The sequence below is a fragment of the Dyadobacter sp. BE31 genome, assembly GCF_031457695.1.
In the GTDB taxonomy this organism is placed as follows: domain Bacteria; phylum Bacteroidota; class Bacteroidia; order Cytophagales; family Spirosomataceae; genus Dyadobacter.
In genome coordinates this window covers 641,924-655,692 of sequence record NZ_JAVDXA010000003.1, presented here as the reverse complement: position 1 = coordinate 655,692, position 13,769 = coordinate 641,924, and the positions used below count along the sequence as shown (strand labels likewise).

The window sequence follows — 13,769 nt, the reverse complement described above, 5'->3', positions numbered from 1 at the left end:
ATCAGTTGATAACAAGTTCGAGCATTACCGCACACAGGTAAAGTATCCCAACTCCCACCGACCCGAAGTAGCGAAACGGAAAAAACAGCACGGAGACCGAGCCCGCCATCATCAGGATCACCACCGCCGCAAACAATCCGCTTCCTGTTCCCAGCAAACTGACACATAGCACGGTCGCGATTAAAAACAATGCGCCTGCCGCAAGCCGACTATAAAGCGGATTAGCGGCCATATTGGCCATTACAGCATCTTTCTCGGGCCAGGAGATGCGTGTGGAGGTGTTCATCCAGAACATAAACCCGAGGAAAAAGAGTAGACAGATGGTACTGAACATAGGTTAACGGAGATGGGACGAAATCAGCATGGTACCGGTCGATTGGTAACTGATTTCGATAAATTATTTATAATTGGTTTAATTAAGAACATTCAAATATAGTATGAAAAGATTTAAAATGACGTTAGCGGGCGACATCATCACAAAAAAAGATATATACGGTTACTTTTGCTATTATTACACTTATAGAAACCTATGATCTATGTTATTTTGAGAATACATCATTCCGGATGAATTTTGTAGCCGGAAATATCACATTGATCAAAATGGAATACAGAAAATTAGGAAATACCAACCTCGAACTATCAGCTATCACTTATGGCGCGTTTGCGATCGGCGGCACGATGTGGGGCGGGAATGAGAAAAAAGATTCGATCGAAGCGATTCACGCGTCGATCGACCATGGAGTCACTTCACTGGATACAGCACCGTTTTACGGTTTCGGACTAAGCGAGCAGCTCATTGCCGAAGCGCTGAAAGGCAAAGACCGCACGAAGGTGCAGATCCTCACCAAGTTCGGACTCGTGTGGGACGGCAGCAACCACGGAAAGGGAATGCATTTTTTTGATATCGAAGACAATGGCCAAAACCTCGCGGTTTATAAATACTCTTCGAAAGCGAATATCATTAAGGAAGTGGAGGAAAGCCTCAAAAGGCTTAATACCGACTACATAGACTTGCTGCAACAGCACTGGCCCGACATTACCACGCCGATCGACGAGACAATGGAAGCAATGGAAACGCTCATTCAGCAAGGAAAGATCCGTGCAGCGGGCGTCTCCAACCATAGCTTGCCTTTGCTGAAAGATGCGTCCAAAACGTTCATTCCGGCCTCCAACCAGGTAGCTTACAGCATGCTGAACCGCGCGATTGAGACCGAGCTCGTGCCTTACACGGTAGAAAACAACATCGGGATTATCGCTTACAGTCCCATGGAAAGAGGGCTGCTGTCGGGCAAGTATTTCAGGAACGAAACCCTGAAAAGCGACGACCATCGGAACGGCTATTTCGGCCAGTTCGATCTTGACAAAGTGCAGTCGCTGCTCGAAAAGCTCTCGCCCATTGCCGACGAAAAGAATGCCACCCTCGCCCAGCTCGTACTGCGCTGGACCACGCTTCAAAAGGGAATTACCGTCGTGCTGGCAGGTGCGCGTAATGCAGAACAGGCCATTTCCAATGCGCAAGCAATGAATATCGTACTGTCAGCGGAAGAATTGCAGGCTGTGAGCTGTATGTTATAAGCTGTAAGCTGTAAGCCGTAGGCACGCTTATAGCGTATAGCTTATAGCTTATAGCTTATAGCTTATAGCTTATAGCCTACAGCTTATAGCTTATTGCTCCCCTAATCACACCCGCAGCGTTCCGCGGAAACCTCTCGCGGCATAGTACGATTCGGCGCCGTTGTGGTAATAGAAAACGGTGTCGTACCGGCGATCGCAGAATACCGCGCCGCCGAGCTTGCGGATATCAGCCGGGGTTTTGACCCAGCTCGATGTTTTGAGATCGAATTTTCCAAGCGTCTGCAAATGGCGGTACCCTTCTTCGTCGAGGATTTCGATGCCGATTTCGGCGGCTATGTCCAATGCGGTGTTTTCCGGCTTATGCTCCTTCCTAAAATTCCACGCATCGCGGTCGTAGCAGAGGCTCCGGCGGCCTTTGGGGCTTTCGGCCGCGCAATCGCAGAAAATATATTCGCCCGTTTTTTTGTCGAACCCGATCACATCCGGTTCACCGCCTGTGAGCTCCATCTGGTCGAGCGACCACAACTTTTCGCTTTTGGCATTCAACCTCGCCTCTACATCGGCCCATTGAATGCCTTCGTGACGGCTTTTATGTTTTTCAAAACGTGCTTTTAATGTCTTTAACAATTCGTCGCGGCCTTCCGCCGACAGTTCTTTTTTATCAATGGTCATAATGCGTCTTCTTTTAATTTAACTCACAAAAAAATGCTAGTCGTTCAAACCTTTGCCATTCAAGATCCGCTCGATGTTTTTCTCGATACGGAGCCGGCGGGTCTGGGATTGCTTTGAGGCAGTGAAATAGATGATATATGCCCGCTGCCGCCCGGGTGTCAATGCATCGAAAGCTTTTTTCAATGCGGGTATTTCGTCGAAAGTCTCCTGTAATTCAGGCGGTACCGGTAATGACTTGTCAATCGCCACCTTCACACCCGATTGCTCGGCTTGCACGGCTTCGCGGATGTAGGCTTTAAGCACCGGTTCCAATGCCCTTACATCCTCCGCGGTGGCAAAGCGAATCTGGCGCCCTACTTTCGTGTTCTCACCAGTTTTGATCAGGACGTTTTCGGGGTCGCTCAGCAGGTAACCTTTCATGAACAGTATCGCACAGTAGGCCTTAAACCCCTGAATAACTACTATATTGGTTCCTTCGAACGAATAGCAAGGCTTGCCCCATTTAAAATCCTCCGTCAGCCCGCAGTCCAGCGCGATGGTCCGCAATTCTTCTATTACTTCCCGCCATTGCCCGGCCTGGACTACATATGCATCGACTTTGGTATTCATGATCAAGTGCTTTTAAATTTGAACAGGGATCAATTTTCTGCTTGCCGGCCTGAAATACCAGGATATCACCGTCAGTACGAGCAGCAAAAGCGGCGGCGCCACTTCACCGATCGGATCGCCGAGCGCCATGTGGGAGACAATCGCCCCCGACATGCAAAAGAAGAACCCTGCGTACGCCCATTCTTTCAGAAGCGGGGATTTAGGAATAAGTACTGCTACTACACCCAAAATTTTCCAGACACCAATGATCGTCAGAAGGTATTCGGGATAGCCGAGGCGCGCGAACATATCTGCCTCTTCCTTCACTTTCATGAGCTGTACAATGCCGGTCGAAGTCATTCCGAGGGCGAGCCAGGCGGTAAAAATCCAGTAAATGATTCTGTTTCTCTTTTCCATGGTGGTTTATATTAATTGTTTGACAACTTCTTCCAACCGGTTGTGCGCCATATTGATACCCTTCGCAAAAGGCAGTTTCAGCATGGCCTCGCGGTCGGCCGGGGATTTATATACGATCTGCATGGTAAGCTTGCTGGTGTCTTCGGTAAGCTTTTCGAACACAAGAAATTCGAGCTGTACGGGAAAGGGCGTATTCTCCATTTGAAACGTGCGCGTGATCTTTTGCTCCGGCACGAATTCATGGATGACGCCGTTCATCCTCAATACCACGTTGCCCTGCGGGTCGGAAGTTTCATACTGCCAGCTGCCGTGGGGTTTGCTTTCGAGTACCACCACTTTGGTGCTCATCCACTGCTCCACAATCTCCGGCTCCACATAAGCCTTGAAGAGCAAATCCAGCGGCAGGTCAAACTCCCGGGTGATCACCAGGTCCTGCCGGCCGTCCTCGGCAGTGATTTTCGTTTTCTTTTCCATGTGCTGTTACTTTTTGGATTGATAGTTTTTCATAATGGATTCCAGCTTGTTGAACCGGTCATCCCACATTTGCCGGAAAGGCTCGATGAAGTCGGCGATCTCTTTCATTTTGTTGGGATTTAAGTGATAATAAATTTCCCGGCCGGTCTGCTCCTGTTTCAGCAATTCGCATTCGGTCAGAATCTGCAAATGCTTGGAAACCGTGGGCCTGGCGGTATCGAAGTTCGAGGCGATCGCCCCCGCCGTCAGGGATTGCGACGCCAGTAATAGCAGGATCGCCCTTCTGGTCGGGTCTGCTATGGCTTGAAAAACATCTCGTCTCAGGTTCATTGCGTAGTTATTTGACTACAAATCTATATGTAGCCACTTAACTACGCAAATTTTTTTAGCATTTTTTTGAAAAATTGATAGTTAAATGCCTTTTTGTAAGCGCATTGGCCTTTTTCAACGAACTCCGGAAAACATGACGCGCCGCTATATCCTTCTGTTTGCATTGCTTTGGACCGGCATCGCCGCGCAGGCGGCACAGCCGGTCAATATCATATTCATCATCGGTGACGATATCAGCTGGGACGATATCGGCGCTTACGGTAACGGCAAAGTGAAGACGCCGAACCTGAACAGCCTCGCGCGGGAAGGCATTAAGTTCACCAACATGTTCCTCACAGCCAGCTCTTGCAGCCCCAGCCGTACGAGCATTCTCACGGGCCGGTACCCGCACAATACCGGTGCCGCCGAGCTGCATTCGCCGCTCCCGGCGCATTTGAAATACTTCCCTGAACTCCTGAAACAGAAAGGCTATTACACGGCATTAGCCGGCAAATGGCACGAGGGCCCCAACACACGACGCGCTTACGATACATTATTAGTAAACCAGGCACAGAATGGAGAAGGCGGTGAGTTACAATGGATTAACCTTCTGAAATCCAGACCTCAGAACAAACCGTTCTTCTTCTGGCTTTCCCCTTACGATGCGCATCGGCCCTGGTCGGCCTCGACCAACGGCCCCCGGCACGATCCCACGCGCGACGTAGAAGTACCGCCTACGCTCGTGGATACCCGCGAGACGCGGGAGGATCTGGCGGCCTATTACAATGAAATAGCCCGGCTGGACCATTACGTAGGGGAGCTTGAAAAAGAACTTGCTGCCCAGGGGCTTTCGGAAAATACCCTCATCATTTTCACCGCAGACAACGGCCGGCCTTTTCCCGGAAGTAAAACACGACTGACGGATGCGGGCATTAAAACGCCGTTCCTCGTGAAATGGCCGGCGGGGATCGGACCTGGACAAACCTGCCAGAGCCTGATCAGCGCAGTGGATATAGCCCCCACGCTACTGGCTCTGGCAGGTAGCGATGCCGGGCCTACGTTTCAGGGCAAAAGCTTCGCGCATTTATTCAAAAACCCCGACCAGGAGTTCAGAAAATATGTTTTTGCCGAACACAACTGGCACGATTACGAGGCTTACGAGCGCGCCGTTCGCACGAACGATTTTTTATATATTATCAATAAAAGGCCGAAACTCGACAACGGCGGCCCGATCGACGCCAATCAGAGCCCGTCGGCCAAAGCATTGAAAGCCGCGCGGAAAACGGGAAAGCTAAGTCCATTACAGGAAGATGCATTGAAGGTACCACGACCTTCGGAAGAGTTCTTCGACAATTTCAAAGACCCAGCACAAGTCGAGAACTTGCTCGGCAACACTACCTATTCCCGGCAAATCCAGGCACTCAAAAAGGTCCTCGCGCAATGGCAGAACGACACCGGCGACACCGTCCCCGAGCACCTCACCCCCGACTGGTACGACCGCCAAACCGGCGAACCACTCCCTGCAAAGGACCAACGCGGCGAAATGCCCGGCGCCGCCAAACACGCCGAGCGGATAAATGGGAAGGGGCCGTTTTGATGGTCGACATGACCTCGTCTTGGCTATGGGACGAGCAATGTATTTAAATTTGATTCAACAGATTCGTATATTTCCGTAATAGTACGAGGTTATCCTATGAATAAATTAGAGAAATATAGCAGCTTCGACGAGCTGAAAGAAAATTCAGCCTCTGGAACAGTTAGTACTGCTGTGCTCAGGGGACGGCAAAAGAAAATGGAAAACTTCATCCAATTTCTAAGGGGTAATGACCGTACCGAACAGTCGCCCCCTGAAAGCAAAATCGGACAATCCAGATAGCACAACACAGCGACGCGTTCGGGAAAAGGCATTCTTTCAGAAGAAATGACTTCGAAATATCAGTATTGAAGACCTTATCGCAGATAAGGTAGCCGCTGGTCGGCCGAAGGACATCGTAGATATTGCCCATCTGAAGAAAATGGACTTCCCTAACTCCTGAAACTATTTCAAAAGCACAAGTTCCACTGCCCGAATATCGGCGAACTTGCCTCCCTTGACGTCCGTAGCCAGTAATTTCAACTCGCCCCTGCCCTTTTCCAGCGTGATTTCACCGACTTTCAGGGTACGAAACTCCTTTTCATAAGATTCCGCGGTCCTTTTCACGCGGTCAGGGCTTGGGATTAGTGGCGGGTCAAATGCTTCGGGAATACTGCCGGAGATTTGGCTCCTATTCAGGACCAGCTTGAATGCATCACCCGCGTCGGCACTGGTGTAACGCACACTTACCTGGTATTTTCCACTGGTATGGACATCCACATTCCAGCTCGCATAAGAGGCTGTATCCGACCAATTTGCGATCCACGAAGAATTGGGCGCGGAGGCACTGTACGAAAGAGTACCCTTGGGCGATTTGTGCAGAACGGCATCCTGGGAAGGTAATACCGTCTTTGGAAATTGGCTGTAACCAACCGGCAACCCGCGCGACGAATCTATATTTTTATAAACATCCGTATACCAGGCATCGAATGCAGCCCGGAGACTATCGGTTAACGCAGGGTGCCCGGAAGCGATATCGTGCTGCTGGGTCGGGTCGGCTGCGAGATCGTACAATGCGTTGTTCTGATAGAGGTAATGCCCTTTTCTCACGCTGTTATTTTTATTGATGGATAAAAAAAGCAGGCGGTCCGGCAGTTCCGCAGCTTCCGTCAATGCAGGTTGGAGGCTGATACCGTCGTGTGGTTTGCCGGTCTTTTTCATTGGTATGCCTGTCAGATCAATCAAGGTGGGAAGCAGATCGATGTATGCTGCATTGCCATTCACCACTTTTCCCGCGGGAATAACGCCCGGCCAGCGAATGAGGAACGGGACACGCACGCTGCCTTCGCCGGCTGTGCCTTTTCTGCCCTTCATGTCTTCGTTCCATCGCCAGGAATTCGGCCCGTTGTCGCTGAGGTAGATGACGATCGTATTGTTCGCCAGATTCAGGTCTTCGAGTTTTTGAAGAACGCGCCCTACATTGTCGTCGATGTTTTCGGTCATCGCCAGTGCCGCAACCGTCGTTTCTTCGTCCTCTTCCGATTTGTTTTGGCTAAACTGCCGGACGCCCCGCGCTTTTACCCTGTTGTAATATTCATCTGGCACCTGAAAAGGCGAGTGCGGCGTATTGTAAGGAATATAGCACAGAAAAGCCTTGTTAGCTTTCTTACTCTTTTCAATAAAATCTATGACCTTCGTCGTCAGATCATCCGCAATGTAGCCGGTGCTTTTTGCCGGTTCGCCGTTATGATCGACTGTTGTATTGAAATAATTGGCATAATGCCCGCTGAGCATTCCGTAAAACTCGTCGAATCCGCGGCCATTGGGATGGTAGGGATATTGGCTGCCATTGTGCCATTTACCGAAGCAACCCGTGGCGTAGCCGTCCTTTTTGAGTAAATCGGCTAGCGTAACCTCATCCAGGTTCATAAATTCCCGCGAGTTGGACACACCCCACACGCCCGTCCGATAGTGATAGCGCCCCGTGAGCAGGCCTGCACGCGTGGGAGCGCACAGCGGCGAGACGTAAAACCTTGCAAACTGAGCCCCCTCCTTCCCGATCCGATCGATATTTGGCGTGCGGACGTTGGTATTGCCATTGATGCTCAAATCGCCCCACCCCTGGTCGTCGGCCAGGATGAGAACAACATTTGGCCGCACTTGCGCGTCGGCTTTTTCATTCCGGAACCATATCGTGCACAGTACCAAAAGGATCGTGCGGAGGAAGCGTGTGTTTTTCATTTTCAAAACCTACTTCTTAAAATACCTGTCCTGTGTATACTTCGGCTGAAACTTGTCCATAGTCCGCTCAGCCTTGGTCGGGTCGTATTGCAACGGAAGAATCGTTTTTGCCGTGTAAGCTGCGGTGTCACCGGTTTGCTGCTGCCATTGGATCAGCAGTTTCTTCAAACTTTCCTCTTTCTGGCGGTATTCGGCTTTGCCCGACAGGTTTTCCAATTCCAGCGGGTCTTTTTTGAGGTTGAAAAGCTGGGTGTAATCGCGGTTGGGATAACGGATCAGCTTCCACTCTTCGTCCCGCACCGCCCTGATCAGGTTACGGTAGGCCGTAAAACTGCTTTCCCGGACGCCTCTGGATTTCCCGCTGATTACTTCCGAGAGGCTTTTGCCGTCGACTGCCTCCGGTTTGGGGAGCCCGGCTACTGATGCCAGCGTCGGAAAAATATCATAGAGATACACCAGCGCGTTGGATACCCGGCTTTGGGGAATACCCGGCCCGGTGATGATGAAAGGGACTTTCATGCTGTGTTCGTACAGGCTTTGCTTGCCCAGCAGCCCGTGGCTACCCACGGCGAGGCCATTGTCGGCGGCGTAAACGATGATCGTGTTATCGTAAAGCCCTTTCTCCTTCAACGACTGGATAATGTCGCCTACGCGGGCATCGAGGTGACTGATCAGGCCATAGTAGTCGGACAATGTGGCCTTGACAACTTCCGGCGTACGCGGCCAGGGAGCGAGGTTTTCATCACGAACCTGGGCCTCACCATAATCGAATGGGTGCACAGGCTTAAAATTCCCGGGCAATGGAATGTCTTTTTCGGGGTATTTGCCGATGTAATCCTCACGTGGCGACCGCGGATCGTGCGGCGCCGTGTAGGCAATGTAGCAGAAGAACGGGTTAGCCTTTTTGCCTTTCGCGTATTCATCAATATAGGAAAGCGCCGCTTCGGTGAAAATGTCGGTCGAGAAACCCTTCACTACCGGCTCACCGAGCTTGCCATTGTTCAAATCCCGCACAGGCACCTGGAAATGGTCGCTCATACCGCCCAGCATGACCGCCTTACCTTTCTGAAACGAGGCTTCGAAGGTTGGGCCGCCATTGTGCCATTTGCCGGTGCCGAAAGTTTCATACCCGTTTTCCGCGAAATGCTGGGGCATCGTATGCACGCCGTCGAGCACATCATAGACGTGAAACAAGCTCTTCCCGCTCATGAGCATTGCACGGCTGGGCGCACAGATGGCCCCGTGATGCCCGCCCATGACGTAGCAGTTCGCAAACCGCGTGCCCGACTTCGCCAACTGATCGATGTTCGGTGTTTTCACCACCGTGTTACCGGCTATTCCCAGCGCGTCGGCACGCTGATCGTCCGCGAAAATGAACAGGATATTGGGTTTGGCGGCAGGCTTGGGAGCCCGCTGCTTTTCGGGCAGGTATTGAAGGAACAACGGCGCGGCCAGTAAAACGGCCCACAACCAGCGCAGACTTGCAAAGCTTTTCAAAGCGGGTTTAATTATGGTTTAACTACAAACAAAAGGTTAGGCGCTAATTTACATACTTATCCCACCATTTTACTTGGCTTTACCATCCCGCAAACAGATGTTTAGCGCATTTTACCACCAACGCGCTGTGCATGACAAAAAGCCGGTTCCTGTGCCCATAGTGGGTTTGAGTACCGGCTTATATGCATGCTTTTCTTTTCTTATTTGCCCAGTGCAGCCAAAATCGCCTGACCGACCGCCTTGGCCGATTGCGGATTTTGACCGGTGATCAACCGTTGGTCGGTTACCACGTGTGTTTGCCAGTTGCCCGATTTCTCGAATTTCGCCCCACGTTCAATCAGCCGCGATTCAAGCGCGAAAGGCACCACCTTTTCCATTCCTACCGCCGCCTCTTCCTCATTAGTGAATGCATTGACTTTCTTGCCACTCACGAGGTAACTACCATCGGCGAGTTTGATATTGACCAACCCCGCCGGGCCATGGCAGACGGCCGCTACCACACCATTTTTGGCATAAATTTCAGATGCAATGGCCGCGATCTTTGCGTCGTCGGCGAAATCCCACATTGCCCCGTGGCCTCCCGCATAGAAAATCGCCTGGTAATCCTGCGGCTTCACCGCCTCCGGGGTAAGCGTGTTCTCCACCTTTTGGCGGGCTTCTGCGTTGTCCCAAAACTTCTTGTTAACCGCATCCGTCAGATCGAAACCGTCTACCGGCGCCTTGCCACCTTTCGGGCTCACAAAATCGACCTCATAACCTGCGTCGCTCAGCACTTCCCAGGGATGCGACACTTCGCCGAGATAATATCCGGTGGGTTCGCCGGTGCTGCCTTTTGTGTCGTGGCTCGTTACCACGAAGAGAATTTTCTTTTCCATTTTTTGTCCTGTCTGGGCCATCGCGTCACTGTTAGAACTGATCACAGAAGCCGCGAGAGCGAGTTTTACCAAAGCGTTTGCCATGTTTTCCTGAATTGTTTTGACAATGCAAAATTGCCACCCGCAGCCGGGAAGCGACAGGAAGAAGGTCACAACTTTGGTGTGATGTAGATCACATCAGGCCGACAGCCGGCTGAGCGTCTCGCGCGACACGCCCAGGTAAGAAGCCAGCAGCGTTTTGGGCAGGCGCTGTGCCAGCGAAGGGTACATTTGCAGCAATTCGTGATAGCGCTCGGCAGCACTTTGGTTCATAAAAGACAGAATGCGCCGTTGCAGGGCAATATAGCCGGCATTCGATTTTTTTCTAAAAAAATGTTCGATCCGGTGCAGTTCGCTGCACAGCTTTTCCCGGTTCGCCAGCGACAGGCAAAGCACTTCCACATCTTCCACGCAGGTAATATCGAGTGTGGCGTCGGTTTGGTTGAAGTACGCCTGATAGTCGGATATCCACCAATCCTCCATTGCCAGTTGAAGAATATGCTCTTTCCCCTGTTCATTGACAAACGACGATTTCAGCAGGCCTTTCACGACAAAAAAGTCATGAGTTACCGGCGAGCCCTGCTGCACGAGGAATTGATGCTTCCTGAATTTACGGCTGGTAAAATGCGAGCTGACGTACGCAAACTCTTCCGGTGTAAGCGATACCAGCTTACCAAAATGGGTTTTGAGTTCCTCAAACATTATTTGCAGATCAATCCATAAAATGCGCTAATGGCAATTCTACGAATTTATACCTGAAATAAGTCAGTGCTCGCCGCCGAAGTTTTGTACGAGGCTTCCGTAAGGAGCTTTTTTATGAAGATAAGGTTCGGGCGACAGCCGCGCGGCGCAACCCAGATAGGTATAGGCCGGGTTCATCAGATTACTTCGGTGCGGCGGTGACGCCATCCATTGTTCGACGACAAACCTTGCATATGCGGCATAGGTAAATGGCATGCAGAGTTTGTGATCACTTTCATTTAAGAATTCATATTGATTCGACCGGCGGTCCCATCGCGCAATCATAAAATCACCGCTTACCAGTGTTTGATATTTGCCGATGTTTTCAGCAATCCTTCTAAATCTTTTGGTATACAGTTCCACCCGCCGCTGCGCTGTGCGTTCATAAGGGCTATAAGGGTTGGTATGGTTGAAAAACATGCGATACACCATCGACGAGGCATGCCCCGACGACGCCAGGTATAAACCAGGGTCATATTCAAATGGCTGCAAACCATATTTTCTTCTCGCTTCATTACTGGCGTGAAAAACGGCCGCATCCAGAAAAAGCGTGTCGGGGTTCTGCAACGGAATCAATTCATTGCATTTGGGTAATGCAAAAAAACGGCTCTCGTCCACTGCATAATACTGGTTTCTGTGCAGGTCGATTCCTAAATGCGAATACAAATAGAGTGCAAAAACAATAAGGGTTTCCATGGCATTGCAAAATGAATTCAATCATTTAGAACAATATGTATGAAAAATAATAATAAAATAATACTTAAAAAACTTTGCGGTGTAATAATGGCTTTGCTGACTGCATTATTAAAAACCACTTTATAGAATATGTCAACGAAAATAGGTCTGCTGTTTGCCTGGCTGCTGCTTTGCATCAATGTTCATGGGCAGGTGCAGGCTATCGAGCAGCAATTTACTGTCGCCCAGGACGGCAGCGGCGATTTCAGGACAATCCAGGAAGCCGTGAATGCCGTACGTGACCATTCGCAGATCAGGGCCACCATTCGGGTTAAAAATGGGACTTACCGCGAAAAGCTCGTGATCCCCGCCTGGAAAAAGAACATTACGCTGATCGGCGAGAGCGCCGAACACACCATCATTACCCATAACGACTTTTCGGGCAAGGACTTCCCCCACCACGATTTTACCGGCAGTGCCAAATTCAGTACCTATACCTCTTATACGGTGCTCGTGCAGGCCAGCGACTGCACCCTGCAAAACCTGACCATCGAAAATACCGCCGGACGCGTGGGCCAGGCCGTAGCGCTGGCCACCGAGGGCGACCGCATCGACGTTTACAATTGCCGGATCCTGGGTAACCAGGACACGCTGTACACCTCCAAAGACGGCAGGAATTTTTACAAGGATTGCCTCATTACCGGTACCACCGATTTTATTTTCGGAGAGGCAACAGCCGTTTTTCAGCATTGTACCATCCAAAGCCTCACCAACTCCTACATTACCGCCGCTTCCACCACCCGCGAGCAGGCCTACGGCTATGTTTTTCTGAACTGTAAACTGACCGCCAACGAGGAAGCGACCAAGGTATATCTCGGTCGCCCGTGGCGGCCATTTGCCAAAACCGTTTTTATCGATACGGAAATGGGCGGGCACATCGTGAAGGAAGGTTGGGACCCTTGGAAGGGCGACAATATGTTCCCCGAAAAGGAGAAAACGACATTCTACGCCGAATACAACAGCACCGGACCCGGCGCGAATACTAGTGCCCGGGTGGCGTGGTCGAAGCAGCTCACGCGGGAAGAGCGGGAAAAGTACACGATCGAAAATATCCTTTCGGGCTGGATTCCGGGGAAAAAACTGCGCCTGCAACCTTCGGGTATCCCGGATACGAGCTTTTCGGTGAGAGGCTCTTACCGGCAAGAGATCGCGCGCCATCCGAACATCCGCATCGCGGACTCCACAATGCCGGCTACGGTCCAGGTCGTGAGGAATGTTACTTACCGCACGACGCCCGGCGGGAAAAAGCTCCTGCTCGATATTTATAAACCTAAAAAACGCAGAAAAACGCTGTTGCCAGCTGTGCTGATGGTACATGGCGGCGGCTGGCGCTCAGGCGACCGCACACATAACAACACGCTCGCACGCAAGCTAGCGGGCAAAGGATACATCTGCATCACAGCCGATTACAGTCTTTCCACCCACGCCCTCTACCCTGCCGCCGTGCACGACCTCAAAGCCGCAGTGCGCTGGATGCGGTCACACGCCGCCGACCACGGCATCGATACGTCGCGGATTGCCGTTCTGGGCTTCTCGGCGGGGGGCGAACTGGCCGCGTTTGTCGGAGCAACTAATGGCGTATCTAAATTTGAGGGCACAACCGGTCAGAACGAGGGATCGAGTACGGTGCAGGCTGTGATCGATATTGATGGTACGCTGGCATTCATTCACCCGGAATCCGGCGAGGGCGACGACTCCAGGTCAATTTCCGCGGCTACCTACTGGTTTGGCTATCCCAAAGCCGAGCGCCCCGACCTTTGGACCGAGGCTGCCCCGCTTGCGCACGTGAGTGCGAAAACGCCGCCATTTCTGTTCATCAACAGCTCAGTGGACCGCATGCATGCCGGAAGAACGGATTTTATCCAAAAACTGAATGCATTCGGTACATACAGCGAAGTGAGGACGTTCTCCGACGCTCCACACACTTTTATGTTTTTCGATCCGTGGTTCGAACCAACGCTAGCCACAGTCTCAGTATTTTTGAAAAAGGTTTTGCCGGACAGCAAACGCCCCGTATCCCGTTAAACAGGCCG

General features: G+C 51.2%; 14 protein-coding genes. 3 read left to right on the top strand and 11 right to left on the bottom strand.

Annotation, left to right across the window (positions count from 1 at the left end; genetic code table 11):
• Nucleotide 1 precedes the first annotated feature (1 nt).
• Nucleotides 2-334 (bottom strand): hypothetical protein, encoded by a 333-nt coding sequence (locus J2Y43_RS18490; RefSeq protein WP_309985399.1) that lies wholly within the window; start codon nt 332-334, stop codon nt 2-4.
• Nucleotides 335-600: 266 nt separating this feature from the next.
• Here J2Y43_RS18490 and J2Y43_RS18485 point away from each other — a divergent pair, with 266 nt between their 5' ends.
• Nucleotides 601-1,575: an aldo/keto reductase gene (locus J2Y43_RS18485; RefSeq protein ID WP_309985396.1), complete on the top strand. Its 975-nt coding sequence runs from the start codon at nt 601-603 to the stop codon at nt 1,573-1,575.
• A gap of 105 nt (nt 1,576-1,680) precedes the next feature.
• On the opposite strand, the gene J2Y43_RS18480 is transcribed toward J2Y43_RS18485, so the two are convergent.
• Genes J2Y43_RS18480 through J2Y43_RS18460 form a run of 5 tightly spaced genes read right to left on the bottom strand, consistent with a single transcriptional unit; the run spans nt 1,681 to nt 4,056 of the window.
• The gene (locus J2Y43_RS18480; RefSeq protein WP_309985394.1) at nt 1,681-2,247 is read right to left on the bottom strand and encodes a DUF4256 domain-containing protein; all 567 of its coding nucleotides are present in this window, start codon (nt 2,245-2,247) and stop codon (nt 1,681-1,683) included.
• A gap of 36 nt (nt 2,248-2,283) precedes the next feature.
• The gene (locus tag J2Y43_RS18475) at nt 2,284-2,856 is read right to left on the bottom strand and encodes a DUF1801 domain-containing protein (protein WP_309985392.1); all 573 of its coding nucleotides are present in this window, start codon (nt 2,854-2,856) and stop codon (nt 2,284-2,286) included.
• A gap of 12 nt (nt 2,857-2,868) precedes the next feature.
• Complete coding sequence (locus J2Y43_RS18470; RefSeq protein WP_309985389.1) at nt 2,869-3,252, bottom strand: DoxX family protein; 384 nt, start codon at nt 3,250-3,252, stop codon at nt 2,869-2,871.
• A 6-nt stretch (nt 3,253-3,258) separates the two neighbouring features.
• Nucleotides 3,259-3,726, bottom strand: coding sequence for an SRPBCC domain-containing protein (locus tag J2Y43_RS18465; RefSeq protein ID WP_309985387.1), 468 nt, complete (start codon nt 3,724-3,726; stop codon nt 3,259-3,261).
• 6 nt (nt 3,727-3,732) lie between these two features.
• Nucleotides 3,733-4,056, bottom strand: coding sequence for a helix-turn-helix transcriptional regulator (locus tag J2Y43_RS18460; RefSeq protein WP_090379686.1), 324 nt, complete (start codon nt 4,054-4,056; stop codon nt 3,733-3,735).
• A gap of 133 nt (nt 4,057-4,189) precedes the next feature.
• Here J2Y43_RS18460 and J2Y43_RS18455 point away from each other — a divergent pair, with 133 nt between their 5' ends.
• Nucleotides 4,190-5,632 carry a sulfatase gene (locus J2Y43_RS18455; protein ID WP_309985384.1) on the top strand — a complete coding sequence of 481 codons (1,443 nt, stop codon included), beginning with the start codon at nt 4,190-4,192 and terminating at the stop codon, nt 5,630-5,632.
• A gap of 441 nt (nt 5,633-6,073) precedes the next feature.
• Here the strand turns inward: J2Y43_RS18455 and J2Y43_RS18450 are convergent, their stop codons facing one another.
• From J2Y43_RS18450 to J2Y43_RS18430, 5 genes are all read right to left on the bottom strand, one after another.
• Entirely contained in the window at nt 6,074-7,849 is a 1,776-nt protein-coding gene (locus J2Y43_RS18450) for a sulfatase-like hydrolase/transferase (RefSeq protein WP_309985382.1), read from the bottom strand.
• A gap of 9 nt (nt 7,850-7,858) precedes the next feature.
• On the bottom strand, nt 7,859-9,346 hold the full coding sequence (locus tag J2Y43_RS18445) for a sulfatase-like hydrolase/transferase (RefSeq protein WP_309985380.1): 1,488 nt from the start codon (nt 9,344-9,346) through the stop codon (nt 7,859-7,861).
• A gap of 200 nt (nt 9,347-9,546) precedes the next feature.
• Nucleotides 9,547-10,305, bottom strand: coding sequence for a type 1 glutamine amidotransferase domain-containing protein (locus J2Y43_RS18440; protein ID WP_309985378.1), 759 nt, complete (start codon nt 10,303-10,305; stop codon nt 9,547-9,549).
• A 93-nt stretch (nt 10,306-10,398) separates the two neighbouring features.
• On the bottom strand, nt 10,399-10,962 hold the full coding sequence (locus J2Y43_RS18435; RefSeq protein ID WP_309985375.1) for a Crp/Fnr family transcriptional regulator: 564 nt from the start codon (nt 10,960-10,962) through the stop codon (nt 10,399-10,401).
• A gap of 63 nt (nt 10,963-11,025) precedes the next feature.
• A complete protein-coding gene (locus tag J2Y43_RS18430) occupies nt 11,026-11,697 on the bottom strand; it encodes a CAP domain-containing protein (protein WP_309985373.1) in 672 nt (223 codons plus the stop codon).
• A gap of 129 nt (nt 11,698-11,826) precedes the next feature.
• On the opposite strand from J2Y43_RS18430, the gene J2Y43_RS18425 reads away from it, so the two are divergent.
• On the top strand, nt 11,827-13,761 hold the full coding sequence (locus tag J2Y43_RS18425; RefSeq protein WP_309985371.1) for a pectinesterase family protein: 1,935 nt from the start codon (nt 11,827-11,829) through the stop codon (nt 13,759-13,761).
• The last annotated feature ends 8 nt before the right edge of the window (nt 13,762-13,769 follow it).

Coding starts and splice junctions, on each gene's coding strand:
- J2Y43_RS18465 (WP_309985387.1), bottom strand. CDS start 3,726: ATGGAAAAGAAAACGAAAATCACTGCCGAGGACGGCCGGCAGGACCTG.
- J2Y43_RS18430 (WP_309985373.1), bottom strand. CDS start 11,697: ATGGAAACCCTTATTGTTTTTGCACTCTATTTGTATTCGCATTTAGGA.
- J2Y43_RS18480 (WP_309985394.1), bottom strand. CDS start 2,247: ATGACCATTGATAAAAAAGAACTGTCGGCGGAAGGCCGCGACGAATTG.
- J2Y43_RS18435 (WP_309985375.1), bottom strand. CDS start 10,962: ATGTTTGAGGAACTCAAAACCCATTTTGGTAAGCTGGTATCGCTTACA.
- J2Y43_RS18460 (WP_090379686.1), bottom strand. CDS start 4,056: ATGAACCTGAGACGAGATGTTTTTCAAGCCATAGCAGACCCGACCAGA.
- J2Y43_RS18485 (WP_309985396.1), top strand. CDS start 601: ATGGAATACAGAAAATTAGGAAATACCAACCTCGAACTATCAGCTATC.
- J2Y43_RS18475 (WP_309985392.1), bottom strand. CDS start 2,856: ATGAATACCAAAGTCGATGCATATGTAGTCCAGGCCGGGCAATGGCGG.
- J2Y43_RS18425 (WP_309985371.1), top strand. CDS start 11,827: ATGTCAACGAAAATAGGTCTGCTGTTTGCCTGGCTGCTGCTTTGCATC.
- J2Y43_RS18490 (WP_309985399.1), bottom strand. CDS start 334: ATGTTCAGTACCATCTGTCTACTCTTTTTCCTCGGGTTTATGTTCTGG.
- J2Y43_RS18455 (WP_309985384.1), top strand. CDS start 4,190: ATGACGCGCCGCTATATCCTTCTGTTTGCATTGCTTTGGACCGGCATC.
- J2Y43_RS18450 (WP_309985382.1), bottom strand. CDS start 7,849: ATGAAAAACACACGCTTCCTCCGCACGATCCTTTTGGTACTGTGCACG.
- J2Y43_RS18470 (WP_309985389.1), bottom strand. CDS start 3,252: ATGGAAAAGAGAAACAGAATCATTTACTGGATTTTTACCGCCTGGCTC.
- J2Y43_RS18440 (WP_309985378.1), bottom strand. CDS start 10,305: ATGGCAAACGCTTTGGTAAAACTCGCTCTCGCGGCTTCTGTGATCAGT.